This window comes from Erwinia sp. HR93 (assembly GCF_034555055.1).
Taxonomy (GTDB): domain Bacteria; phylum Pseudomonadota; class Gammaproteobacteria; order Enterobacterales; family Enterobacteriaceae; genus Apirhabdus; species Apirhabdus apintestini.
This window is the reverse complement of the sequence record NZ_JAXUDP010000001.1, coordinates 381,223-406,270: the sequence shown is the minus strand read 5'-3', so window position 1 is coordinate 406,270 and position 25,048 is coordinate 381,223. Positions and strand designations below refer to the sequence as shown.

At 50.6% G+C, this 25,048-nt stretch carries 16 protein-coding genes, 6 tRNA genes, 3 rRNA genes and 1 pseudogene; 25 read left to right on the top strand and 1 reads right to left on the bottom strand.

Annotated features, from left to right (window positions below):
• Window positions 1-87 precede the first annotated feature (87 nt).
• The 13 genes and pseudogenes from pepQ to birA all read left to right on the top strand — a co-directional run bounded on the left by pepQ (window position 88) and on the right by birA (window position 13,615).
• Window positions 88-1,419 (top strand): Xaa-Pro dipeptidase, encoded by a 1,332-nt coding sequence (gene pepQ / locus SFA31_RS01910; protein WP_322836456.1) that lies wholly within the window; start codon window positions 88-90, stop codon window positions 1,417-1,419.
• Window positions 1,419-2,030: an IMPACT family protein gene (locus SFA31_RS01905; RefSeq protein WP_322836455.1), complete on the top strand. Its 612-nt coding sequence runs from the start codon at window positions 1,419-1,421 to the stop codon at window positions 2,028-2,030. Before pepQ ends, SFA31_RS01905 begins: the two co-directional genes overlap by 1 nt.
• Before the next feature lie 45 nt (window positions 2,031-2,075).
• Window positions 2,076-3,527: a Trk system potassium transporter TrkH gene (trkH, locus tag SFA31_RS01900; protein ID WP_322836454.1), complete on the top strand. Its 1,452-nt coding sequence runs from the start codon at window positions 2,076-2,078 to the stop codon at window positions 3,525-3,527.
• A gap of 11 nt (window positions 3,528-3,538) precedes the next feature.
• Window positions 3,539-4,084, top strand: coding sequence for a menaquinone-dependent protoporphyrinogen IX dehydrogenase (gene hemG / locus SFA31_RS01895; protein WP_322836453.1), 546 nt, complete (start codon window positions 3,539-3,541; stop codon window positions 4,082-4,084).
• Window positions 4,085-4,446: 362 nt separating this feature from the next.
• A 16S ribosomal RNA gene (locus SFA31_RS01890) occupies window positions 4,447-5,988 on the top strand.
• A 72-nt stretch (window positions 5,989-6,060) separates the two neighbouring features.
• Window positions 6,061-6,137, top strand: a tRNA-Ile gene (locus SFA31_RS01885).
• Window positions 6,138-6,246: 109 nt separating this feature from the next.
• A tRNA-Ala gene (locus tag SFA31_RS01880) sits at window positions 6,247-6,322 on the top strand.
• A gap of 149 nt (window positions 6,323-6,471) precedes the next feature.
• Window positions 6,472-9,382 (top strand): 23S ribosomal RNA (locus SFA31_RS01875).
• A gap of 99 nt (window positions 9,383-9,481) precedes the next feature.
• Window positions 9,482-9,597 (top strand): 5S ribosomal RNA (rrf, locus tag SFA31_RS01870).
• The 16S, 23S and 5S rRNA genes sit together here with 2 tRNA genes alongside, the layout of an rRNA operon.
• A gap of 271 nt (window positions 9,598-9,868) precedes the next feature.
• Window positions 9,869-10,081, top strand: a complete 213-nt coding sequence (locus SFA31_RS01865) for a hypothetical protein (RefSeq protein ID WP_322836452.1) — start codon at window positions 9,869-9,871, stop codon at window positions 10,079-10,081.
• A gap of 61 nt (window positions 10,082-10,142) precedes the next feature.
• Window positions 10,143-11,355: pseudogene (locus SFA31_RS01860) on the top strand (IS3 family transposase).
• A 248-nt stretch (window positions 11,356-11,603) separates the two neighbouring features.
• Window positions 11,604-12,656: a UDP-N-acetylmuramate dehydrogenase gene (murB, locus tag SFA31_RS01855; protein ID WP_322836451.1), complete on the top strand. Its 1,053-nt coding sequence runs from the start codon at window positions 11,604-11,606 to the stop codon at window positions 12,654-12,656.
• Complete coding sequence (birA, locus tag SFA31_RS01850) at window positions 12,653-13,615, top strand: bifunctional biotin--[acetyl-CoA-carboxylase] ligase/biotin operon repressor BirA (RefSeq protein ID WP_322836450.1); 963 nt, start codon at window positions 12,653-12,655, stop codon at window positions 13,613-13,615. The genes murB and birA overlap by 4 nt, the downstream gene beginning before the upstream one ends.
• Window positions 13,616-13,663: 48 nt before the next feature.
• Here birA and coaA read toward each other — a convergent pair whose 3' ends face one another.
• Window positions 13,664-14,614 (bottom strand): type I pantothenate kinase, encoded by a 951-nt coding sequence (gene coaA / locus SFA31_RS01845; protein ID WP_322839275.1) that lies wholly within the window; start codon window positions 14,612-14,614, stop codon window positions 13,664-13,666.
• Window positions 14,615-15,008: 394 nt separating this feature from the next.
• On the opposite strand from coaA, the gene SFA31_RS01840 reads away from it, so the two are divergent.
• The 12 genes from SFA31_RS01840 to rpoB all read left to right on the top strand — a co-directional run bounded on the left by SFA31_RS01840 (window position 15,009) and on the right by rpoB (window position 25,045).
• Window positions 15,009-15,084 (top strand) — tRNA-Thr (locus SFA31_RS01840).
• 10 nt (window positions 15,085-15,094) lie between these two features.
• Window positions 15,095-15,179: transfer RNA gene (locus SFA31_RS01835), tRNA-Tyr, on the top strand.
• Window positions 15,180-15,527: 348 nt separating this feature from the next.
• Window positions 15,528-15,602 (top strand) — tRNA-Gly (locus tag SFA31_RS01830).
• A 6-nt stretch (window positions 15,603-15,608) separates the two neighbouring features.
• Window positions 15,609-15,684: transfer RNA gene (locus SFA31_RS01825), tRNA-Thr, on the top strand.
• A gap of 112 nt (window positions 15,685-15,796) precedes the next feature.
• Window positions 15,797-16,981 carry an elongation factor Tu gene (gene tuf, locus SFA31_RS01820; protein WP_322836449.1) on the top strand — a complete coding sequence of 395 codons (1,185 nt, stop codon included), beginning with the start codon at window positions 15,797-15,799 and terminating at the stop codon, window positions 16,979-16,981.
• A gap of 229 nt (window positions 16,982-17,210) precedes the next feature.
• A complete protein-coding gene (secE, locus tag SFA31_RS01815) occupies window positions 17,211-17,594 on the top strand; it encodes a preprotein translocase subunit SecE (protein ID WP_322836448.1) in 384 nt (127 codons plus the stop codon).
• Between the two features lies 1 nt (window position 17,595).
• The gene (nusG, locus tag SFA31_RS01810; protein ID WP_001287521.1) at window positions 17,596-18,141 is read left to right on the top strand and encodes a transcription termination/antitermination protein NusG; all 546 of its coding nucleotides are present in this window, start codon (window positions 17,596-17,598) and stop codon (window positions 18,139-18,141) included.
• A 139-nt stretch (window positions 18,142-18,280) separates the two neighbouring features.
• Window positions 18,281-18,709, top strand: a complete 429-nt coding sequence (gene rplK / locus SFA31_RS01805; RefSeq protein ID WP_322836447.1) for a 50S ribosomal protein L11 — start codon at window positions 18,281-18,283, stop codon at window positions 18,707-18,709.
• 4 nt (window positions 18,710-18,713) lie between these two features.
• Window positions 18,714-19,418: a 50S ribosomal protein L1 gene (rplA, locus tag SFA31_RS01800; protein ID WP_322836446.1), complete on the top strand. Its 705-nt coding sequence runs from the start codon at window positions 18,714-18,716 to the stop codon at window positions 19,416-19,418.
• A 349-nt stretch (window positions 19,419-19,767) separates the two neighbouring features.
• Window positions 19,768-20,265 carry a 50S ribosomal protein L10 gene (gene rplJ / locus SFA31_RS01795; protein WP_322836445.1) on the top strand — a complete coding sequence of 166 codons (498 nt, stop codon included), beginning with the start codon at window positions 19,768-19,770 and terminating at the stop codon, window positions 20,263-20,265.
• Between the two features lie 66 nt (window positions 20,266-20,331).
• Window positions 20,332-20,700, top strand: coding sequence for a 50S ribosomal protein L7/L12 (gene rplL / locus SFA31_RS01790; protein WP_322836444.1), 369 nt, complete (start codon window positions 20,332-20,334; stop codon window positions 20,698-20,700).
• A gap of 316 nt (window positions 20,701-21,016) precedes the next feature.
• Window positions 21,017-25,045, top strand: a complete 4,029-nt coding sequence (rpoB, locus tag SFA31_RS01785; RefSeq protein WP_322836443.1) for a DNA-directed RNA polymerase subunit beta — start codon at window positions 21,017-21,019, stop codon at window positions 25,043-25,045.
• The last annotated feature ends 3 nt before the right edge of the window (window positions 25,046-25,048 follow it).

The window sequence follows — 25,048 nt, the reverse complement described above, 5'->3', positions numbered from 1 at the left end:
TAATGATCACGTATGGTCGGCATCGCCTGGTGAAGTCTGGGTATGCTAAAATGCGCAAAACACGAGTTTTCAGAGGAGGGATAAGCTATGGATTCACTGGCTGCGCAGTATAAAGAACATATGGCTACGCTGCAGGAACGTACGCGTAACGTTTTGGAGCGCTTTAATCTCGACGCATTGCTTATCCATTCCGGTGAACTGTTTAATGTTTTTTTAGACGACCATCCCTATCCCTTCAAAGTAAATCCGCAATTTAAAGCCTGGGTACCGGTGACGCAGGTGCCGAACTGCTGGCTGTGGGTTGATGGAGTCAATAAGCCTAAGCTTTGGTTCTATTTGCCCGTGGATTACTGGCATAGCGTGGAACCGCTGCCGGAAAGCTTTTGGACTGATGAAGTTGAAATGATAGCGCTGCCGCAAGCGGATGCGATAGGCGGCCTGCTTCCCGCCGCAAGAGAAAACGTCGCTTATATTGGCCCGGTGCCGGAGCGGGCTTCGCAATTAGGCATTGCCGCCGGCAATATTAATCCTCAAGGCGTAATTAATTATCTTCACTACCACCGTGCCTATAAAACCGATTATGAACTGAGCTGTATGCGCGAGGCGCAGAAGGTGGCAGTGGTTGGACACCGGGCCGCTCATGAGGCGTTTCTTTCCGGAATGGGTGAGTTTGATATTAATCAGGCTTACCTGACGGCCACCGGGCATCGCGATTTGGACGTGCCTTACACTAATATTGTGGCGCTTAATGAGCATGCCGCCGTTCTTCACTATACCCGACTTGATTATCAGGCCCCTGCGGAACTGCGTAGCTTTCTGCTGGACGCCGGGGCGGAGTATAACGGTTACGCCGCCGATTTAACCCGCACGTGGGCGACGCAGGCGGATAGCGATTTTGCCCAGCTTATTCATGATGTGGATGAACACCAGCAGGCGCTGATTGCCACCATGAAAGCAGGGATTAATTACACTGAGTATCATCTGCAATTTCACCAGAGGCTGGCAAAAATATTGCTGAAGCACGGTATTTTGCACGGTGTGAGTGAGGAAATGGTTCTTGAAAAAGGAATGACAAGCCCCTTTATGCCGCACGGAATTGGGCATCCGTTAGGGTTGCAGGTCCATGATGTAGGCGGATTTATGCAGGATGAGAGCGGGACGCACCTTGCGGCTCCTGATGCGCATCCTTATTTACGCTGTACGCGAACGTTAGCGCCGGGGATGGTACTGACGATTGAACCTGGCCTGTATTTTATTGAATCACTGCTAGCCCCGTGGCGTGAAGGTGCTTTTAGCGACCATTTTGACTGGCAGAAAATTGAGGCACTCAAACCCTTTGGCGGTATTCGCATTGAAGATAATGTCGTCATCCATGAGCATGGGGTTGAAAACATGACCCGCGATCTGAAGCTTGCCTGATGGAAAGCTGGTTAATTCCGGCTCAGCCAGCCACGGTAGCAGAGGAGATAAAAAAAAGTCGCTTTATCACCCTGCTGGCGCATACAGATGGAATTGAAGCGGCTAAAGCTTTTATTGAGCATGCGCGTCAGCAACACCCTGCGGCGCGCCACTGCTGCTGGGGCTGGGTAGCGGGCGCTCCGGATGATTCGCAGCGGTTGGGGTTTTCTGACGATGGCGAGCCTGCGGGGACGGCGGGTAAACCCATACTGGCTCAGCTTATGGGCAGCGGCATCGGCGAAATTACCGCCGCCGTTGTGCGATATTCCGGTGGGATTAAACTTGGCACGGGTGGGCTGGTAAAAGCGTACGGCGGGGGTGTGCAGCAGGCCCTCAGCCAGCTTCAGACAATACGTAAAATACCGTTAACGGAATATCGTCTAACCTGTGATTATGGGCAACTGGCTATTATTGAAGAACTACTGAAGCAGGCTCACGGACATATAGCCGAGAGTATATTTCAGGCTGATATTCAGCTTCGCATCGCGCTGCCTTCTACGGATTTGCATGAATTTTCGTCAAAACTGGCGGATATCAGTCGTGGTTCATTGCAATTATTTCCCGTTGAATAATAATCCCCACCCTTACTGTGATCGAATTCTGAGGAATCGGCTTAAATGCACTTTCGCGCCATAACCCGAATTGTCGGCCTGTTGGTCATTTTATTTTCCGGAACGATGTTTGTTCCAGGACTGGCGGCGCTAATTTATCGGGACGGCGCGGGACGCGCCTTTACGCAAACTTTCTTTGTTGCGCTGGCGATTGGTCTGTTTCTCTGGTGGCCCAACCGCCGGCAAAAGAATGAGCTTAAGCCGCGTGAAGGATTTCTGATAGTTGTGCTGTTCTGGACGGTGTTGGGAAGCGTAGGGGCGCTGCCGTTTATTTTCTCCGACCAACCCAATTTATCGATCACCGATGCCTTTTTCGAGTCGTTTTCCGGGTTAACCACCACCGGTGCGACTACCCTGGTTGGGCTGGATTCACTTCCGCATGCGATTCTCTTTTACCGGCAAATGCTACAGTGGTTTGGCGGGATGGGGATAATCGTATTGGCCGTGGCGATCCTCCCGATTTTGGGCGTCGGGGGGCTGCAGCTCTATCGCGCCGAGATGCCGGGGCCATTGAAAGATAATAAAATGCGCCCGCGTATTGCGGAAACGGCGAAAACACTATGGCTAATTTATGTGCTGCTCACCGTAGCCTGCGCGCTGGCGCTTTGGTTTGCCGGGATGCCGGCGTTTGACGCTATAGGCCATAGCTTTGCGACGATAGCTATCGGTGGATTCTCTACCCATGACGCTAGTGTAGGCTACTTCAATAGCCCGGCAATTAATTCCATTATTGCTATTTTCCTGCTGATTTCTGGCTGTAACTATAGTTTGCACTTTTCTTTGCTGACCGGGCGCAGTTTAAAGATTTACTGGCGAGATCCCGAATTTCGGATGTTTATCGGCGTACAATTTTCGCTGGTGGTAGTCTGCTCGCTGGTTCTCTGGTTCCATAGCGTATATGGTTCTGTTTGGCAGACGTTGAATCAGGCGTTCTTTCAGGTCGTTTCTATGGCCACTACGGCCGGTTTTACCACAGACAGTATTGCCCGCTGGCCGCTATTTCTCCCCGTACTACTTCTATGCTCGGCCTTTATTGGTGGCTGTGCCGGCTCTACCGGCGGTGGGCTGAAAGTTATCCGCATCCTACTGTTGTTCAAGCAGGGTAATCGAGAACTTAAGCGACTTGTTCATCCAAACGCGGTTTATAGCATTAAGCTGGGTAACCGGGCGTTGCCGGAACGTATTCTTGAGGCCGTATGGGGTTTCTTTTCTGCCTACGCGCTAGTTTTTATCATCAGTATGCTGGCGATTATCGCCACTGGCGTGGACGATTTCTCTGCGTTTGCGTCCGTTGCCGCTACGCTAAACAACCTGGGGCCGGGGCTTGGCGTTGTTGCGGATAACTTTGCCAGTATGAACCCTATCGCCAAATGGATATTAATTGCCAATATGCTATTTGGGCGACTAGAAGTCTTCACATTATTGGTATTGTTTACGCCGACATTTTGGCGCGAATAAGCGGAGTTACAGTGAAAATATTGATACTGTTTTCAAGCCGGGATGGCCAGACGCGCGAGATATCAGCTTTTATCGCTTCCGGGCTTAGGGAAAAAGGCATTGATTCCGCAATACATAATCTTCATCACCTTGCGGATGTGCCGTGGGAAAAATACGATAAAGTAGTGATTGGTGCATCAATCCGCTATGGCCATTTCCATCCGACGTTTAAGCAGTTTGTAAATAAACATGCGGCAGCGTTGAATAAGATCCCCAGCGCATTTTTTTCAGTGAATTTGGTTGCGCGTAAGCCTGAAAAACGCTCGCCGCAAACCAATTCCTATACCCGTAAGTTTTTGCTTTCTTCTCCGTGGCGGCCAAATCTATGCGCTGTTTTTCCAGGCGCGCTGCGTTACCCACGCTATCGCTGGCTCGATCGCTTTATGATTCGCCTGATTATGAAAATGACCGGCGGGGAAACGAATATTAATAAAGAAGTGGTTTATACGGACTGGCAGCAGGTGACAGATTTCATGGAAGATATTGCAGAATTAACGAGCGATTTGTCGGTTAAATAGGCCTTGCGTCTGAAAAGTGAGCGAACGGTAAAGATTTTTCAGTTTTTGCTTGTCAGGGACGCAGCAGTCCCTATAATGCGCCTCCATCGACACGGCGCAGACGAAAGTGAAGGCCGGGCCGAAAGAGAAAACGCCTGAAAAATGGGGTTGACTCTGAAAGAGGAAAGCGTAATATACGCCACCTCGCGACCGGGGCGAAAGCCCGGCGCAACTGCTCTTTAACAATTTATCAGACAATCTGTGTGGGCACTCGAAAGCACTGATATCAACGTCTTCGGACGAAAAATGATTATCAAGTCTCAAGAGTGAACAACAGTTAATTCATTACGAACTAACAGTTTAATTCTTTGAGCATCAAACTTTAATTGAAGAGTTTGATCATGGCTCAGATTGAACGCTGGCGGCAGGCCTAACACATGCAAGTCGAGCGGCAGCGGAAAGAAGCTTGCTTCTTTGCCGGCGAGCGGCGGACGGGTGAGTAATGTCTGGGGATCTGCCCGATGGAGGGGGATAACCACTGGAAACGGTGGCTAATACCGCATAACGTCGCAAGACCAAAGTGGGGGACCTTCGGGCCTCACGCCATAGGATGAACCCAGATGGGATTAGCTAGTAGGTGGGGTAAAGGCTCACCTAGGCGACGATCTCTAGCTGGTCTGAGAGGATGACCAGCCACACTGGAACTGAGACACGGTCCAGACTCCTACGGGAGGCAGCAGTGGGGAATATTGCACAATGGGGGAAACCCTGATGCAGCCATGCCGCGTGTATGAAGAAGGCCTTCGGGTTGTAAAGTACTTTCAGCGGGGAGGAAGGCTGGTGGCTTAATACGCCATCAGATTGACGTTACCCGCAGAAGAAGCACCGGCTAACTCCGTGCCAGCAGCCGCGGTAATACGGAGGGTGCAAGCGTTAATCGGAATTACTGGGCGTAAAGCGCACGCAGGCGGTCTGTTAAGTCAGATGTGAAATCCCCGGGCTCAACCCGGGAACTGCATTTGAAACTGGCAGGCTTGAGTCTCGTAGAGGGGGGTAGAATTCCAGGTGTAGCGGTGAAATGCGTAGAGATCTGGAGGAATACCGGTGGCGAAGGCGGCCCCCTGGACGAAGACTGACGCTCAGGTGCGAAAGCGTGGGGAGCAAACAGGATTAGATACCCTGGTAGTCCACGCCGTAAACGATGTCTACTTGGAGGCTGTGGTCATGAACCGTGGCTTCCGGAGCTAACGCGTTAAGTAGACCGCCTGGGGAGTACGGCCGCAAGGTTAAAACTCAAATGAATTGACGGGGGCCCGCACAAGCGGTGGAGCATGTGGTTTAATTCGATGCAACGCGAAGAACCTTACCTGGTCTTGACATCCACAGAATTCTCCGGAGACGGAGAAGTGCCTTCGGGAACTGTGAGACAGGTGCTGCATGGCTGTCGTCAGCTCGTGTTGTGAAATGTTGGGTTAAGTCCCGCAACGAGCGCAACCCTTATCCTTTGTTGCCAGCGATTCGGTCGGGAACTCAAAGGAGACTGCCGGTGATAAACCGGAGGAAGGTGGGGATGACGTCAAGTCATCATGGCCCTTACGACCAGGGCTACACACGTGCTACAATGGCGCATACAAAGAGAAGCGACCTCGCGAGAGCAAGCGGACCTCATAAAGTGCGTCGTAGTCCGGATCGGAGTCTGCAACTCGACTCCGTGAAGTCGGAATCGCTAGTAATCGTGGATCAGAATGCCACGGTGAATACGTTCCCGGGCCTTGTACACACCGCCCGTCACACCATGGGAGTGGGTTGCAAAAGAAGTAGGTAGCTTAACCTTCGGGAGGGCGCTTACCACTTTGTGATTCATGACTGGGGTGAAGTCGTAACAAGGTAACCGTAGGGGAACCTGCGGTTGGATCACCTCCTTACCTGAAGATACGGTCTTTTGCAGTGCTCACACAGATTGTCTGATGAAAGAAAAGAAGCAGTGAAACCTCTACAGGCTTGTAGCTCAGGTGGTTAGAGCGCACCCCTGATAAGGGTGAGGTCGGTGGTTCAAGTCCACTCAGGCCTACCAAATTTCTCCTCATACTGCGTTATGGCATCGCTCGCATACCACGCCTTGCCTGAGAAGAAATTGCATTCTCTCAACAGAATGCAGGGTACGTGAGGTTTAACTACTTTATGGGGCTATAGCTCAGCTGGGAGAGCGCCTGCTTTGCACGCAGGAGGTCTGCGGTTCGATCCCGCATAGCTCCACCATAATCTACTTCAGAATGTACTGATAAGTGCATTGTGAAGTATCTGCTCTTTAACAATCCGGAACAAGCTGAAAATTGAAAATCCATAAACGGAATAACCGTTTAATGGGTCTCTCAAGCCTGCAGTCCGAAGACATCTTCGGGTTGTGAGGTTAAGCGAATAAGCGTACACGGTGGATGCCCTGGCAGTCAGAGGCGATGAAGGACGTGCTAATCTGCGAAAAGCGTCGGTAAGCTGATATGAGGCGTTATAACCGACGATGTCCGAATGGGGAAACCCAGTGCAATTCGTTGCACTATCATTAACTGAATCCATAGGTTAATGAGGCGAACCGGGAGAACTGAAACATCTAAGTACCCCGAGGAAAAGAAATCAACCGAGATTCCCTGAGTAGCGGCGAGCGAACGGGGAAGAGCCCAGAGTCTGAATCAGCGGGTGTGTTAATGGAACGGTCTGGAAAGTCCGGCGATACAGGGTGACAGCCCCGTACATGAAAATGCACCTGTTGTGAGCTCGATGAGTAGGGCGGGACACGTGGTATCCTGTCTGAATATGGGGGGACCATCCTCCAAGGCTAAATACTCCTGACTGACCGATAGTGAACCAGTACCGTGAGGGAAAGGCGAAAAGAACCCCGGCGAGGGGAGTGAAACAGAACCTGAAACCGTGTACGTACAAGCAGTGGGAGCCTTCCTTTATGGAGGGTGACTGCGTACCTTTTGTATAATGGGTCAGCGACTTATATTCTGTAGCAAGGTTAACCGAATAGGGGAGCCGAAGGGAAACCGAGTCTTAACCGGGCGCTAAGTTGCAGGGTATAGACCCGAAACCCGGTGATCTAGCCATGGGCAGGTTGAAGGTTGGGTAACACTAACTGGAGGACCGAACCGACTAATGTTGAAAAATTAGCGGATGACCTGTGGCTGGGGGTGAAAGGCCAATCAAACCGGGAGATAGCTGGTTCTCCCCGAAAGCTATTTAGGTAGCGCCTCGTGAATTCATCTCCGGGGGTAGAGCACTGTTTCGGCTAGGGGGCCATCCCGGCTTACCAACCCGATGCAAACTACGAATACCGGAGAATGTTATCACGGGAGACACACGGCGGGTGCTAACGTCCGTCGTGAAGAGGGAAACAACCCAGACCGCCAGCTAAGGTCCCAAAGTCATGGTTAAGTGGGAAACGATGTGGGAAGGCCCAGACAGCCAGGATGTTGGCTTAGAAGCAGCCATCATTTAAAGAAAGCGTAATAGCTCACTGGTCGAGTCGGCCTGCGCGGAAGATGTAACGGGGCTAAACCATGCACCGAAGCTGCGGCAGCGACACTAAGTGTTGTTGGGTAGGGGAGCGTTCTGTAAGCCGTCGAAGGTGGACTGTGAGGTCTGCTGGAGGTATCAGAAGTGCGAATGCTGACATGAGTAACGATAAAGCGGGTGAAAAGCCCGCTCGCCGGAAGACCAAGGGTTCCTGTCCAACGTTAATCGGGGCAGGGTGAGTCGACCCCTAAGGCGAGGCCGAAAGGCGTAGTCGATGGGAAACAGGTTAATATTCCTGTACTCGGTGTTACTGCGAAGGGGGGACGGAGAAGGCTATGTTAGCCGGGCGACGGTTGTCCCGGTTTAAGTGTGTAGGCGTGTGGACCAGGCAAATCCGGTCTGCTTTAACGCTGAGGCACGATGACGAGTCACTACGGTGATGAAGTAACAAATGCCCTGCTTCCAGGAAAAGCCTCTAAGCATCAGGTAACATCAAATCGTACCCCAAACCGACACAGGTGGTCAGGTAGAGAATACCAAGGCGCTTGAGAGAACCCGGGTGAAGGAACTAGGCAAAATGGTGCCGTAACTTCGGGAGAAGGCACGCTGGTGCGTAGGTGAAGTCACTTGCTGACGGAGCTGAAGCCAGTCGAAGATACCAGCTGGCTGCAACTGTTTATTAAAAACACAGCACTCTGCAAACACGAAAGTGGACGTATAGGGTGTGACGCCTGCCCGGTGCCGGAAGGTTAATTGATGGGGTTATCGCGTTGCGAGAAGCTCCTGATCGAAGCCCCGGTAAACGGCGGCCGTAACTATAACGGTCCTAAGGTAGCGAAATTCCTTGTCGGGTAAGTTCCGACCTGCACGAATGGCGTAATGATGGCCAGGCTGTCTCCACCCGGGACTCAGTGAAATTGAACTCGCTGTGAAGATGCAGTGTACCCGCGGCAAGACGGAAAGACCCCGTGAACCTTTACTATAGCTTGACACTGAACACTGGTCCTTGATGTGCAGGATAGGTGGGAGGCTTTGAAGTGTGGACGCCAGTCTGCACGGAGCCATCCTTGAAATACCACCCTTTAATGGCTGGTGTTCTAACGCAGGCCCGTAATCCGGGTCGCGGACAGTGTCTGGTGGGTAGTTTGACTGGGGCGGTCTCCTCCCAAAGAGTAACGGAGGAGCACGAAGGTGGGCTAATCCTGGTCGGACATCAGGAGGTTAGTGCAATGGCATAAGCCCGCTTGACTGCGAGAGTGACGGCTCGAGCAGGTGCGAAAGCAGGTCATAGTGATCCGGTGGTTCTGAATGGAAGGGCCATCGCTCAACGGATAAAAGGTACTCCGGGGATAACAGGCTGATACCGCCCAAGAGTTCATATCGACGGCGGTGTTTGGCACCTCGATGTCGGCTCATCACATCCTGGGGCTGAAGTAGGTCCCAAGGGTATGGCTGTTCGCCATTTAAAGTGGTACGCGAGCTGGGTTTAGAACGTCGTGAGACAGTTCGGTCCCTATCTGCCGTGGGCGCTGGAGAACTGAGGGGGGCTGCTCCTAGTACGAGAGGACCGGAGTGGACGCATCACTGGTGTTCGGGTTGTCATGCCAATGGCACTGCCCGGTAGCTAAATGCGGAAGAGATAAGTGCTGAAAGCATCTAAGCACGAAACTTGCCCCGAGATGAGTTCTCCCTGAGACTTAAAGTCTCCTGAAGGAACGTTGAAGACGACGACGTTGATAGGCCGGGTGTGTAAGCGCAGCGATGCGTTGAGCTAACCGGTACTAATGAACCGAGAGGCTTAACCTTACAACGCCGAAGGTGTTTTGAGGGGTTGAGAGTATTTTCAGTTTGTGACGGATAAGACCCGTGGCGGCGCGAGAGTGCGGCGGCGGGTGACAGAATATGCCTGGCGGCGACAGCGCGGTGGTCCCACCTGACCCCATGCCGAACTCAGAAGTGAAACGCCGTAGCGCCGATGGTAGTGTGGGGCTTCCCCATGCGAGAGTAGGGAACTGCCAGGCTTTTATACAGGAAGAACCCCGGTCATCTGGCCGGGTTTTTTTTTATGCGAAAAACAGCGCGATACCGGGCCCGGCCGCATCCGGACAGGCTCACGCCGTAAGCCCCGCGGCCGGTAGCCGCACTGGCCGGTTATCACCGCGCCGGATTATGTTTATCCTGTTTATCCTGTTTGCCCTGCCACTGACCGCGTCTGAGGGTAAAATAATATCTGCCCCCTGACGCCTGCGGCGCCGGCCCGCCGCCGTAATGCTTTAGCCTGACGCCGTCGCAATGAGCCAGAATATCACCGCGTGTTTGCGCCGGGCGCGGCTTTGCCTGGGTAACCGCCCGCCGGCCCGCGCAGTGTTTACCGGCTGCGGACAGGCTGCGGGAGAGGCGCCCCGGGGCGGTTTCCCCGCAGCGGACGCGCGGCTTTATTCTGCCGAGCCAGCGGAACGGCCGCTGTCGCAGGCCCTGCGGCCTTTACTGATTGCCGGACCATAACGTCACGCGCCCGGCCGCGCGTCTCACATGCCATCCATCCCGTGCGGCCAGCTGATTAAAGGTGATATTCTCACCTCAACACAAAGCAGGTGACTTACTGAACAAGAAAACTAAGCGTACTTTCACCCCTGAGTTCAGGCTGGAATGTGCACAGCTGATTGTTGATAAGGGCTACTCATATCGACAAGCCAGTGAGGCGATGAATGTCGGTTTTACCACCCTTGATACCTGTGTACGTCAGATCAGGCGAGAGTGTAAGAGTATTACGCCCTCTGCGAAGCCCATTACCCCAGAGCAGCAACGTATCCGCGTGCTGGAAAAGCAGGTTCGCCGCCCGGAGGAACAGAATACAATATTAAAAAAGGCTACTGCGCTCTTGATGTCCGCCTCACTGAACGGTTTACGATAGCTGCCAGGCTGGGCGACAGTCATACGGTTTTCAGCCTTTGTTCCGCGCTGGAAATACACTGTAGCAGTTACCGGTACTGGCGAAAACGATGCGATACTGTCAATCCGGCGCGAGTCAGGTTTTACAGCGAAATACGCCGGGCGTGGAACCAGAGCCGGGGCTCTGCAGGCGCACGTACTCTGGCTGAAATGCTGACCCAAAACGGTGTCCCGATGAGCCGTTACCGTGCCGGGCGTCTGATGAAATACCTGAACCTGAGCAGTTGTCAGCCCGGAAAACAACAATATAAAAATGCTCGTCAGGAGCATACACGCCTGCCGAATCTGCCCGAGCGTCAGTTCGCGGTATCGGAACCAGATCGGGTATGGTGCGGAGATATTACGTATATCCGGGCAGGAAATCGCTGGTGCTATCTGGCGGTCGTCATGGCTCTTTTTGCCCGCAGGGTTATCGACTGGAGCCTTTCAGCAAATGCCGATATAGCACTGATAAGCAATGCCCTGCGGATGGCATATGAAATGCGTGGCAAGCCGCAGGATGCCATGTTCCATAGCGAGTAAGGAAGCCAGTATACAGGTCTGAAATATCAATAAATTCTCTGGCGTTACAGAATAAAGCAGAGCGCCCATCGACGGGGAAACTGCCGGGATAACAGCTTCATGGAACGCTTCTTCCGCAGTCTCAAAGCCGAATGGGTGCTAGCGAATGGTTATGCCGGTAAGGACGAGGCCCGGCGACAAATCGCGGTTATATCCTGAATTACTATAACAGTGTCAGGCCTCACCATTCCAACGTAGGGCTGACGCCGGAAAAATCAGAAAACAGATATCGTTTTTACTGTAAAACCGCGGCCAATATTACTTGACCACTACAGATCTAGTGCGTCAGCGCCGGCCACCAGCGTAATAAATATTCTTTCCGTGAAATATTGGCCTTAAAATGCGCAAGGCCTGGAAAGCCTACTATTAATGTGGGCGCGGGCGAAATTGAAAGAGAAAGCAATTAGTGACCCATCAAAGAGATCATATTCATCCATAATTAGCGTCCATCTGTATAAGCCCTGCGAGGTGGTGCATCTGCAAGCCATGCGCTAAGAGATCGGGTAAACTAGCCGTGTTTAGTAAACAGGATGATACAATGAGCGTCTCACTTAAATCCCTCAATACCTTTGGCATTCAGGCTAATGCTGAACAAGTTATCTACGCTGATAATGAACACCAACTGCGTACCGCCTGGCAGGACGCGGTGCAGAAAAAAAAACCAGCGATAATTCTCGGTGGGGGAAGCAATATCCTGTTACTGAGCGATTTTTCTGGCAGCGTTATCCTAAACCGCCTTTGTGGTATTACCATTCATGAAACTGAAGATGCGTGGCATCTGCACGTTGGCGCAGGCGAGAATTGGCATGGATTGGTTAAATATACTTTAAATAAAGGTATAGCCGGCCTTGAAAATATGGCGTTGATTCCTGGTTGCGTGGGGTCAGCCCCTATCCAAAATATCGGTGCTTATGGCTGTGAGCTACAAAATGTGTGTGAGTACGTCGATTGCCTAAATCTTGTTAGCGGTGCTCGAAAACGTTTGAGCGCGCAGGAATGCCAATTTGGTTATCGCGATAGCGTATTTAAACATAGCGAAATGGCTGACACTGCTATCGTTGCCGTAGGGATTAGTCTTTCTAAAGACTGGCGGCCTATTTTAAATTATGGCGACCTAAAGCAACTTGATGCCGAAACGGTGACTCCTCGTCAGATTTTTGATGTCGTATGTCACATGCGTCGATCAAAATTACCGGATCCTGATATTACTGGGAATGCAGGCAGCTTCTTCAAAAATCCGGTAGTAAATGAGCAACAGGCAAAATTACTATTACAACATCACCCTGATGCGCCTTATTATCTTCAGCCCGATGGCAGTATTAAACTCGCCGCCGGATGGCTAATCGATCGCTGTGAATTAAAGGGTTATCGATATGGCGGCGCGGCGGTACATCGGAAGCAAGCTCTGGTGTTAATTAATGTAGGAGATGCAACGGGCCAGGATGTAGTTGCGTTGGCGCGGCATGTCAGGAGGTGCGTTGGCGAAACCTTCAATATTTGGCTGGAGCCGGAAGTACGTTTTATAGGTTCACAGGGAGAAATTAATTCCGTGGAGACTATTGCGTGAAGAAAAACAAAACGCCGCTTGCCCTGATATCTCTCCTTGCTGATGGGGAGTTTCATTCTGGTGAGCAGTTAGGTGAATATTTAGGCATGAGCCGTGCGGCTGTAAATAAACATATTCAAACTCTGCGTGATTGGGGGCTGGATATTTTTACTGTTCCAGGCAAAGGCTATAGCCTGCCAGAGCCGATACAGTTATTACATGAAGAAAGCATTCAAGCCCAAATAAATAATGGCAGTGTGGCTGTCATACCCGTCATTGATTCAACGAACCAGTATTTACTGGATAGACTCGATGCACTGAATTCTGGTGATGTGTGCATCGCCGAATATCAGCAGGCAGGACGAGGCCGACGCGGGCGCCATTGGTTTTCTCCATTTGGAGCAAATCTATATTTATCGATGTACTGGCGTTTGGAGCAAGGCCCAGCCGCTGCAATTGGTTTAAGTCTGGTAATCGGTATTGTTATGGCGGAGGTTTTACATGAACTCGGCGCGACGGATGTGAGAGTGAAATGGCCGAACGATTTATACCTCAGAGACAGAAAACTTGCAGGGATCCTGGTTGAACTTACGGGAAAAACTGGTGATGCCGCACAAATAGTGATAGGCGCAGGCATTAATCTGGCGATGCGCAGTGTGGCTGATGAGGTTGTTAAACAAGGATGGATTAACTTGCAAGAGGCGGGAGTTAATATCGACCGCAATCGTCTTGCCGTCTTATTAATACAGCGTCTGCGTGAGTCTCTCGGTATTTTTGAACGTGAAGGACTGATGTCTTTCCTTCCTCGGTGGGCTGAACTTGATAACTTTATTCACCGGCAGGTAAAGCTTATTATTGGCAATCGCGAAGTAATCGGTATATCGCGCGGGATAAATGAACAAGGCGCGCTGCTACTTGAACAAAATGGTGAAGTTACACCATGGGTAGGTGGAGAAATCTCTTTACGTCCGGCGGGTTAATTTCCTGATCAGGAGCCATGAATTGGCTCCATTTTGAGTGAAATTTTTCTATTTACGTAAACGAACATGCTCAACGGCATGATTTGCGCTTTTGGTTAATATCAGGCTTGCCCGTTCGCGCGTAGGCAATATATTTTCCTTCAGATTTAGCCCGTTAATTTCATGCCATAGCTGTGTGGCCGTATTAATCGCTTCTTTTTCAGTTAGTTTCGCATAGTTATGGAAGTAAGAATCGGGATCGGTAAAGGCACCTTCGCGAAATTTAAGGAAACGATTGATATACCAGTGCTCCAGGAGTTCTTCTGGAGCATCTACATATATTGAGAAATCCACAAAATCAGACACAAATACATGGTGGGGATCATGAGGATAATCCATTCCACTCTGCAATACATTTAGCCCTTCCAGAATTAAAATATCGGGTTGAGAAACGGTTTTATCGCCGTCGGGTATTACGTCATAAATCAAGTGGGAATATACCGGTGCCGTAGCGGAAGGCGCGCCGGATTTTATATCAGAGACAAACTTAACCAGACGATGCATATCATAAGATAACGGGAAGCCTTTTTTCTTCATGAGTCCGCGTTCTTTTAATACGCTATTGGGATGTAAAAAACCGTCGGTAGTAATTAGCTCAACGCTGCGATGTTCAGGCCATCGGCTTAATAAGGCCTGCAAAACACGCGCTGTCGTGCTTTTCCCGACTGCAACGCTTCCTGCAATGCTAATGATATAAGGAATGCGTTGCCCATCAGTTCCCAGGAATTGTTCCAAAACGGCCTGGCGGCGCAAATTTGAGCTTATATAGAAATTTAGCAAACGCGAGAGCGGTAGATAGATTTCTGCTACTTCCTTAAGAGAAAGATCCTCATTAATCCCTTTTAATTGGGCTATATCTGCTTCCGTCAGTGTCATTGGGACGGTATTTCGTAACGTGGCCCACTGACTGCGGTTAAACTTGAGATATGGCGTCATTACTGGTTGCTCTAAATTGCCCATAATCATGCTTCCGCCTGCAATTCGGGAAGAAACAGACGCAGATTTGTAACACATTACGTCAGTTTATTTTTCACAATGGGCAGGAGAGTATCACCAGATGCCAGCGATTAATAAGAAAAAATCGTGGTAGAGATTTTCACCGGATGGTTTTTATCCACCTACAATCTATTAAGGTTATTTCGCTTAAAACTGTTCTTCAGGTATACATCAATAATTTTGGCAATCCTGTGCGTGTAGCCAGAGGCTGCAGGGATATGCTGAAACATTGTGTTGTAATCGCACAAATTTCCATCTGAAAAGCGTGTTTTTGAGCAAAATATCGCCATAGAGTTAATTTAAGCAATTTTCTTGTTGCAAGCTGGCGCAGCTATTCCTAGAATGCGCGCTACTTGATGCCGGCTTAGCTCAGTTGGTAGAGCAACTGACTTGTAATCAGTAGGTCGCCAGTTCGATTCCGGCAGCCGGCACCATCAAGTATCGGGTGGGGTTCCCGAGCGGCCAAAGGGAGCAGACTGTAAATCTGCCGTCATCGACTTCGAAGGTTCGAATCCTTCCCCCACCACCATTTCTAACCTTACTTAAGGTTGTCGGGTTGCAGAGTTTTATAGCTCAGCGCCAGTGAGAAAAGAATAAATTCAATCTCGAAGACCACGATATAAGGAATTATTTTATTGTGGTAACCCAATAGATCATCACGTTAGATGATTAAAGGAATGGATAAACCTCTTATGATGAAGTTCCAGTCAATGAGGTGAATTGTTAAAAGTAACACTCACTGTGGTTTCTAAATAGTTATCGCAGTCACTGTTTTAGCGGCGCGAATGCGCGGCGTTGAGACAACCGAAGCAGAACGGTTGACTCGAATACTTGAGAGTTTTTCTTCAGAAAGAATCAGGTAGCCGGGTTTCAGGATGCGGGCATCGTATAATGGCTATTACCTCAGCCTTCCAAGCTGATGATGCGGGTTCGATTCCCGCTGCCCGCTCCAGGATATGCTGATATAGCTCAGTTGGTAGAGCGCACCCTTGGTAAGGGTGAGGTCGGCAGTTCGAATCTGCCTATCAGCACCACCTCTCTTACTTTTCCCTGTTTCTCTTCTGTTTCAGAATTCAACGATTTCAGGCATGAGCCTGGTTGATGTGGTGATATCACCGATTTATCCGTGTCTTAGAGGGACAATCGATGTCTAAAGAACAATTTCAGCGTACTAAACCGCACGTAAACGTAGGTACTATCGGCCACGTTGACCACGGTAAAACCACTCTGACCGCAGCAATCACCACCGTACTGGCTAAAACCTACGGCGGCGCGGCTCGCGCATTCGATCAGATCGATAACGCACCGGAAGAAAAAGCGCGCGGTATCACCATCAACACGTCACACGTTGAGTATGAAACCCCGACCCGTCACTACGCGCACGTTGACTGCCCAGGGCACGCCGACTACGTGAAAAACATGATCACCGGTGCTGCTCAGATGGATGGCGCGATTCTGGTTGTTGCAGCGACTGATGGCCCGATGCCTCAGACGCGTGAGCACATCCTGCTGGGTCGTCAGGTAGGCGTTCCGTACATCATCGTGTTCCTGAACAAATGTGACATGGTTGATGACGAAGAGCTGCTGGAACTGGTTGAGATGGAAGTTCGCGACCTGCTGACTCAGTACGATTTCCCGGGCGATGATACGCCGATCGTACGCGGCTCTGCGCTGAAAGCGCTGGAAGGCGACGCGCAGTGGGAAGAGAAAATCATCGAGCTGGCAGGCCACCTGGATAACTATATCCCGGAGCCGGAGCGTGCTATCGACATGCCGTTCCTGCTGCCAATCGAGGACGTATTCTCCATCTCAGGCCGTGGTACCGTTGTTACCGGTCGTGTAGAGCGCGGGATCATCAAAGTGGGTGATGAAGTAGAAATCGTTGGTATCAAAGATACGGCGAAATCAACCTGTACCGGCGTTGAAATGTTCCGCAAACTGCTGGACCAGGGTCAGGCAGGTGAGAACGTTGGCGTACTGCTGCGCGGTATCAAACGTGAAGAAATCGAACGTGGTCAGGTACTGGCGAAGCCGGGTTCAATCAAGCCGCACACCAAATTCGAATCAGAAGTGTATATTCTGTCTAAAGACGAAGGCGGCCGTCATACTCCGTTCTTCAAAGGGTACCGTCCGCAGTTCTACTTCCGTACAACGGACGTAACGGGCACCATCGAACTGCCGGAAGGCGTAGAGATGGTAATGCCGGGCGACAACATCAAAATGGTTGTGACCCTGATCCACCCGATCGCGATGGACGACGGTCTGCGTTTCGCGATTCGCGAAGGCGGCCGTACCGTTGGCGCGGGCGTGGTTGCTAAAGTTCTTAGCTAATTGCCGATAATATTTGACGCAATGCACAAGGAAAGGGCATCATTTGATGCCCTTTTTGTCCGCTTTCGATCCAGAACCTGGCTCATCAGTGATTTCTTTTACATAATCATTGCTGGGACAGGCTCTGAAGATAGCGCAATGCCGGCGTGTGTAAATACACATACCGGCCCGGTTGCTTCGCTTTAGGCGGGGTAAGATAGTTGTCTGGTTTATTGTTACAGGTTGATTTATGAGTGCGAATACCGAAGCTCAGGGAAGCGGGCGCGGCCTGGATTTAGTTAAATGGCTGGTTGCTATTGTTTTACTGGTAGTCGCGGTGGTGGGTAACTTTTTATATCGCGATGTGTCATTGCCCCTTAGGGCGCTGGGCGTAGTTGTTTTATTTGTCGCAGCGGGCGGGATTCTAATGCTAACTCAGGCAGGCAAATCTACCGTTGCCTTTGCTCGTGAAGCGAAAACAGAAGTCCGTAAAGTCATTTGGCCGACTCGTCAGGAAACGCTGCACACTACGCTGATTGTGGCGGCCGTTACTGCTGTTATGTCATTGATTTTATGGGGGCTGGATGGAATTCTGGTCCGTCTGGTTTCCTTTATTACTGGCCTGAGGTTCTAAGATGTCTGAAGCCCCTAAAAAGCGCTGGTACGTCGTTCAGGCGTTTTCCGGTTTTGAAGGCCGCGTAGCAACCTCGCTGCGTGAGCATATCAAGTTGCACAATATGGAAGAGTTGTTTGGTGAGGTCATGGTTCCGACCGAAGAAGTGGTCGAAATCCGTGGCGGCCAGCGCCGCAAAAGTGAGCGTAAATTCTTCCCCGGGTACGTTCTGGTTCAGATGGTGATGAATGATGCCAGCTGGCACCTTGTACGCAGTGTGCCGCGCGTGATGGGTTTCATAGGCGGTACCTCCGATCGCCCAGCGCCGATCAGCGATAAAGAAGTCGATGCCATTATGAATCGGCTCCAGCAGGTGGGTGATAAACCACGTCCGAAAACGCTCTTTGAGCCGGGCGAAATGGTGCGTGTCAATGATGGGCCGTTTGCCGACTTTAACGGTGTCGTTGAAGAAGTGGATTATGAGAAGAGTCGCCTGAAAGTGTCCGTTTCTATTTTTGGACGAGCGACGCCGGTAGAGCTGGACTTTAGCCAGGTCGAGAAAGCGTAATTCGCCTTTTTGACCTTGCAGGGGGCGCGAGATTGGAATACAATTTCGCGCCTTTTGTTTTTCATGCATTAGTCGTGAAAAGTTGATTTATACATGGGAAGCCTTTTCATAAGGCGCTATACCCACAGAGGAACTTAAGATGGCCAAGAAAGTACAAGCCTACGTTAAGCTGCAGGTTGCAGCCGGTATGGCTAACCCGAGTCCGCCAGTCGGTCCAGCTCTGGGGCAGCAGGGCGTAAATATCATGGAATTCTGTAAAGCGTTTAACGCCAAAACAGAATCCATCGAAAAAGGTCTGCCGATCCCGGTTGTTATCACCGTTTACGCTGATCGCTCTTTCACCTTTGTTACCAAGACCCCGCCTGCGGCAGTTCTGCTGAAAAAAGCAGCGGGTATCAAGTCTGGTTCCGGCAAGCCGAACAAAGATAAAGTGGGTAAAGTGACCCGCGCTCAGGTGCAGGAAATTGCGCAAACTAAAGCTGCGGACATGACTGGTTCTGACATTGAAGCGATGACTCGCTCAATTGAAGGTACCGCTCGTTCCATGGGCCTGGTCGTGGAGGACTAATACAATGGCTAAACTGACCAAGCGCATGCGTGTGATCCGTGAGAAAGTTGATGTAACTAAACAGTATGACATCAACGAAGCCGTTGCTCTTCTGAAAGAGCTGGCCACTGCTAAATTTGTTGAAAGCGTTGACGTTGCCGTAAATCTTGGCATAGACGCTCGTAAATCAGACCAGAACGTGCGTGGCGCTACCGTATTGCCGCACGGTACTGGCCGCTCCGTTCGCGTTGCCGTGTTTACTCAGGGCCCGAACGCTGAAGCAGCAAAAGCCGCTGGTGCTGAACTGGTAGGTATGGAAGATCTGGCTGAGCAGATTAAGAAAGGCGAAATGAACTTCGACGTGGTTATTGCTTCTCCGGATGCGATGCGCGTTGTTGGGCAGCTGGGCCAGGTTCTTGGTCCTCGCGGTCTAATGCCGAACCCGAAAGTAGGTACTGTAACGCCGAACGTTGCTGAAGCTGTGAAGAATGCGAAAGCAGGTCAGATTCGCTATCGCAACGACAAAAACGGCATTATCCATACCACTATCGGTAAAGTAGATTTTGATGCTGATAAACTGAAAGAAAACCTGGAAGCGCTGATGATTGCTCTGAAAAAAGCAAAACCTGCAGCAGCGAAGGGCGTGTACATCAAGAAAGTTAGCCTGTCTACTACGATGGGTGCTGGTGTTGCAATCGACCAGTCCGGTCTGAGCACTACCGCTAATTAAGTTTAGTCTTTACGTGAGGGGAGGATTTGTCTACAATCTTTCCCCCACGATCTTTACCTTGCGCCATGATATGCACTGAAGGCTTGATGCTTTTCTCAGGGCAGTATTTGCTAATAAGCGCGGGTAAACAGTATTTTCGGTTGGAGCCTGGCCTTATCCAGGCCTCCGTCCAAGACCGCAGGTGGTTCATTGAACCTTAATCTCCTGCGTAGACGGTGACAGAACCTGAAGAGTATTTTTATAATCTTTACTGGATTCTGCTCACCGTATTTCGACGCTTTGTGGTTTAGGCCCAAAGTAGAAGTGAGTTCCGGGAGTCATCCCGGCTAAAAATCCAGGAGCAAAGCTAATGGCTTTAAATCTTCAAGACAAACAAGCAATTGTTGCTGAAGTCAGCGAAGTAGCCAAAGGCGCGCTGTCTGCAGTCGTTGCGGATTCTCGTGGCGTTACTGTAGATAAAATGACTGAACTGCGTAAAGCAGGTCGTGAAGCTGGCGTATATATGCGTGTTGTTCGTAACACTCTGCTGCGCCGCGTTGTTGAAGGTACTCCTTTCGAGTGCCTGAAAGACACGTTTGTTGGTCCGACCCTGATTGCATACTCTATGGAACACCCGGGCGCTGCTGCTCGTTTGTTCAAAGAGTTCGCGAAAGCGAATGCAAACTTTGAGGTCAAAGCTGCAGCCTTTGAAGGTGAGCTGATCCCGGCGTCTCAGATCGACCGCCTGGCAACTCTGCCGACTTACGAAGAAGCACTGGCACGCCTGATGTCGACCATGAAAGAAGCCGCTGCCGGCAAACTGGTTCGTACTCTGGCTGCTGTTCGCGATGCGAAAGAAGCTGCATAATTGCACTTTTCTTTGCAGCGTGCGCGCTAACGTATAAACTTTATTCTGATTTTCAGGAACAATTAAATGTCTATCACTAAAGATCAAATCATCGAAGCAGTTGCCGCTATGTCTGTAATGGACATCGTTGAGCTGGTTTCTGCAATGGAAGAAAAATTCGGCGTTTCTGCCGCTGCTGCTGTAGCTGTTGCCGCTGGTGGCGCTGCTGAAGCTGCTGAAGAAAAAACTGAATTTGACGTAGTTCTGAAAGCCGCTGGCGCTAACAAAGTTGCTGTTATCAAAGCAGTACGTGGCGCGACTGGCCTGGGTCTGAAAGAAGCAAAAGACATGGTTGAATCTGCTCCTGCCGCTCTGAAAGAAGGCGTGAGCAAAGACGACGCAGAAGCTCTGAAGAAAGCTTTGGAAGAAGCTGGCGCTGAAGTTGAAGTTAAATAAGTCAGTACTTCCGCTTACAGCCTGAGCAATCAGGCTGATGGCTGGTGACTTTTGGGTCACCAGCCTTTTTGCGCTGTACGGTGCTAGCGGCGTTTCACACTGTTTGGCTGCTGGTTTCCGAACAATGTTTGTTTCTATCGACGACTTAATATACTGCGACAGCACCGCGCTGTGTAAATCGCAATGAAATGATTTAAGAGTGATAGAAACAAGCATTGCGGGAAATAGTTCATTTCCCGGTCAACAAAATGGTGTTGCATAAACTGTCTTTTCAATGGGCAGAGTGGGTCGACTTGTCAGCGAGCTGAGGAACCCTATGGTTTACTCCTATACCGAGAAAAAACGTATTCGTAAGGATTTTGGCAAACGTCCGCAGGTGCTGGATGTTCCCTATCTCCTTTCTATCCAGCTTGACTCGTTCCAGAAGTTTATCGAGCAAGATCCTGAAGGGCAGTATGGTCTGGAAGCCGCTTTCCGTTCCGTATTCCCTATCCAGAGCTATAGCGGAAATTCTGAGCTGCAATATGTCAGTTACCGCCTTGGCGAGCCTGTATTTGATGTGAAAGAGTGTCAGATTCGTGGCGTCACGTTTTCTGCACCGCTGCGCGTCAAACTGCGCCTGGTAATCTATGAGCGTGAAGCACCGGAAGGCACAGTAAAAGATATCAAAGAACAAGAAGTCTACATGGGTGAAATTCCGCTCATGACGGACAACGGTACTTTTGTTATCAATGGCACCGAGCGTGTTATTGTTTCTCAGCTGCATCGTAGCCCGGGTGTATTCTTCGATAGCGATAAAGGTAAAACCCACTCATCAGGGAAGGTGCTGTATAACGCACGTATTATTCCTTATCGCGGCTCCTGGCTTGATTTTGAGTTCGATCCTAAAGACAACCTGTTTGTCCGTATTGACCGTCGCCGTAAACTGCCAGCATCTATTATTCTGCGCGCGCTGAACTTCACCACTGAACAGATTCTTGATTTGTTCTTTGAAAAAGTTGTGTTTGAGATTCGCGATAATAAGCTGCAGATGGAGCTGGTCCCTGAGCGTCTGCGCGGCGAAACTGCTTCTTTTGATATTGAAGCTAATGGAAAAATATACGTCGAGAAAGGTCGCCGTATTACCGCCCGCCATATTCGTCAGCTTGAGAAAGACGAAGTACAGCATATCGAAGTTCCCGTCGAATATATTGCCGGCAAAGTGGCGGCAAAAGATTATGTGGATGAATCCACTGGCGAACTGATATGCCCGGCGAACATGGAGCTTTCCCTGGATCTGCTGGCGAAACTGAGCCAGGCAGGCCATAAGCGTATTGATACGCTATTTACCAATGATCTCGATCATGGGCCTTACATTTCTGAAACACTGCGCGTTGATCCAACCAACGATCGCCTGAGCGCGCTGGTTGAAATCTATCGCATGATGCGTCCGGGCGAGCCGCCGACGCGTGAAGCGGCAGAAAGCCTGTTTGAGAATTTATTCTTCTCCGAAGATCGCTACGACTTGTCTGCGGTTGGGCGCATGAAGTTCAACCGCTCTCTGCTGCGTGATGCGGTGGAAGGTTCCGGTATCCTGAGCAAAGAAGACATCATTGATGTCATGAAAAAGCTCATTGATATCCGTAACGGCAAAGGCGAAGTGGATGATATTGACCACCTCGGCAACCGTCGTATTCGCTCCGTAGGCGAAATGGCAGAAAACCAATTCCGCGTTGGGTTAGTGCGCGTAGAACGTGCGGTAAAAGAGCGTTTGTCCTTGGGCGATCTGGATACACTGATGCCGCAGGATATGATCAACGCTAAGCCTATTTCCGCGGCGGTGAAAGAGTTCTTTGGTTCAAGCCAGCTTTCGCAGTTTATGGATCAGAACAACCCGCTATCTGAAATTACGCACAAACGCCGTATTTCAGCGCTGGGTCCAGGCGGCCTGACGCGCGAACGCGCGGGTTTTGAAGTTCGAGACGTACATCCGACTCACTATGGTCGCGTATGTCCTATCGAAACGCCGGAAGGTCCAAACATCGGTCTTATCAACTCACTGTCTGTCTATGCGCAGACCAACGAATATGGCTTCCTTGAGACGCCTTATCGTAAAGTGACCGATGGTGTTGTAACCGATGAGATCCATTACCTGTCAGCGATTGAAGAAGGTAATTATGTCATCGCGCAGGCGAACGCCCATCTTAATGATGAAGGCCGTTTTGTCGACGATCTTGTTACTTGCCGTAATAAAGGTGAATCGAGCCTGTTCAGCAACGATCAGGTGGATTATATGGACGTTTCCACCCAGCAGGTGGTTTCAGTCGGTGCATCCCTGATCCCGTTCCTTGAACACGATGACGCCAACCGCGCCTTGATGGGTGCGAACATGCAACGTCAGGCTGTTCCGACTTTGCGCGCTGATAAGCCGCTGGTTGGTACCGGTATGGAACGTGCCGTAGCCGTTGACTCCGGCGTAACCGCCGTTGCGAAACGTGGCGGTACCGTTCAATACGTCGATGCCTCTCGTATCGTAATTAAAGTAAATGAAGGTGAGATGTACCCGGGCGAAGCGGGTATCGACATCTACAATCTGACCAAATATACCCGTTCTAACCAGAACACCTGCATCAACCAGATGCCGTGCGTGTCGCTGGGTGAGCCGGTTGAACGTGGCGATGTACTGGCGGATGGCCCATCCACCGATCTCGGTGAGCTGGCGCTTGGTCAGAATATGCGCGTAGCGTTCATGCCGTGGAATGGTTACAACTTCGAAGACTCCATCCTCGTTTCAGAGCGTGTGGTTCAGGAAGATCGCTTTACAACGATCCACATTCAGGAACTGGCTTGCGTGTCTCGCGACACCAAATTAGGGCCAGAAGAGATTACCGCTGATATCCCGAACGTAGGTGAAGCGGCGCTCTCCAAGCTGGATGAGTCTGGTATCGTATATATCGGTGCGGAAGTAACCGGTGGCGATATCCTGGTCGGTAAAGTAACACCGAAAGGTGAAACTCAGCTTACCCCGGAAGAAAAACTGCTGCGTGCCATTTTTGGTGAAAAAGCCTCAGACGTTAAAGATTCTTCCCTGCGGGTACCGAACGGCGTATCTGGTACTGTGATCGACGTACAGGTCTTTACCCGCGATGGCGTGGAAAAAGACAAACGTGCGCTGGAAATCGAAGAAATGCAGCTTAAGCAGGCGAAGAAAGATTTGTCTGAAGAACTGCAGATTCTTGAAGCCGGTCTGTTTGGCCGTATTCATGCGGTACTGGTTTCCGGTGGCGTTGAAGCCGATAAGCTCGATAAACTGCCGCGCGATCGCTGGCTGGAGCTTGGGCTGACCGATGAAGAGAAACAGAACCAGCTGGAACAACTGGCTGAACAGTACGACGAACTGAAGCATGAGTTTGAGAAAAAACTCGAAGCGAAGCGTCGTAAGATAACCCAGGGCGACGATCTGGCGCCGGGCGTTCTGAAAATCGTTAAGGTATATCTGGCCGTTAAACGTCAGATCCAGCCGGGCGATAAAATGGCGGGCCGCCACGGTAACAAAGGTGTTATTTCTAAGATCAACCCGATCGAAGATATGCCTTACGATGAAAACGGTACCCCCGTTGATATCGTACTAAACCCGCTGGGCGTTCCTTCGCGTATGAACATCGGTCAGATCCTGGAAACCCATCTGGGGATGGCGGCGAAAGGCATTGGTGACAAGATCAACGCTATGCTCAAGCAGCAGCAAGAAGTCGCGAAGCTGCGCGAGTTTATTCAGCGTGCTTACGACCTGGGCGCTGATATACGTCAAAAAGTTGACCTGAATACTTTCAGCGATGACGAAGTGCTGCGTCTGGCGGAAAACCTGAAGAAAGGGATGCCGATCGCGACGCCAGTATTTGATGGTGCCAAAGAGGCGGAAATCAAAGAGCTATTACAGCTTGGCGATCTGCCGACCTCTGGTCAGATTCGCTTGTATGACGGGCGCACCGGTGAGCAATTCGAACGTCCGGTAACCGTCGGTTACATGTACATGCTGAAACTGAACCACTTGGTTGACGATAAGATGCACGCCCGTTCTACCGGTTCTTACAGCCTGGTAACTCAGCAGCCGCTGGGTGGTAAGGCGCAGTTCGGCGGACAGCGCTTCGGGGAGATGGAAGTGTGGGCGCTGGAAGCTTACGGCGCCGCCTACACCCTGCAGGAAATGCTGACCGTTAAGTCTGATGACGTGAATGGCCGTACTAAGATGTATAAAAACATCGTGGACGGTAACCATCAGATGGAACCGGGCATGCCGGAATCCTTCAACGTTCTGTTGAAAGAGATCCGTTCGCTGGGTATCAACATCGAACTGGAAGACGAGTAATTC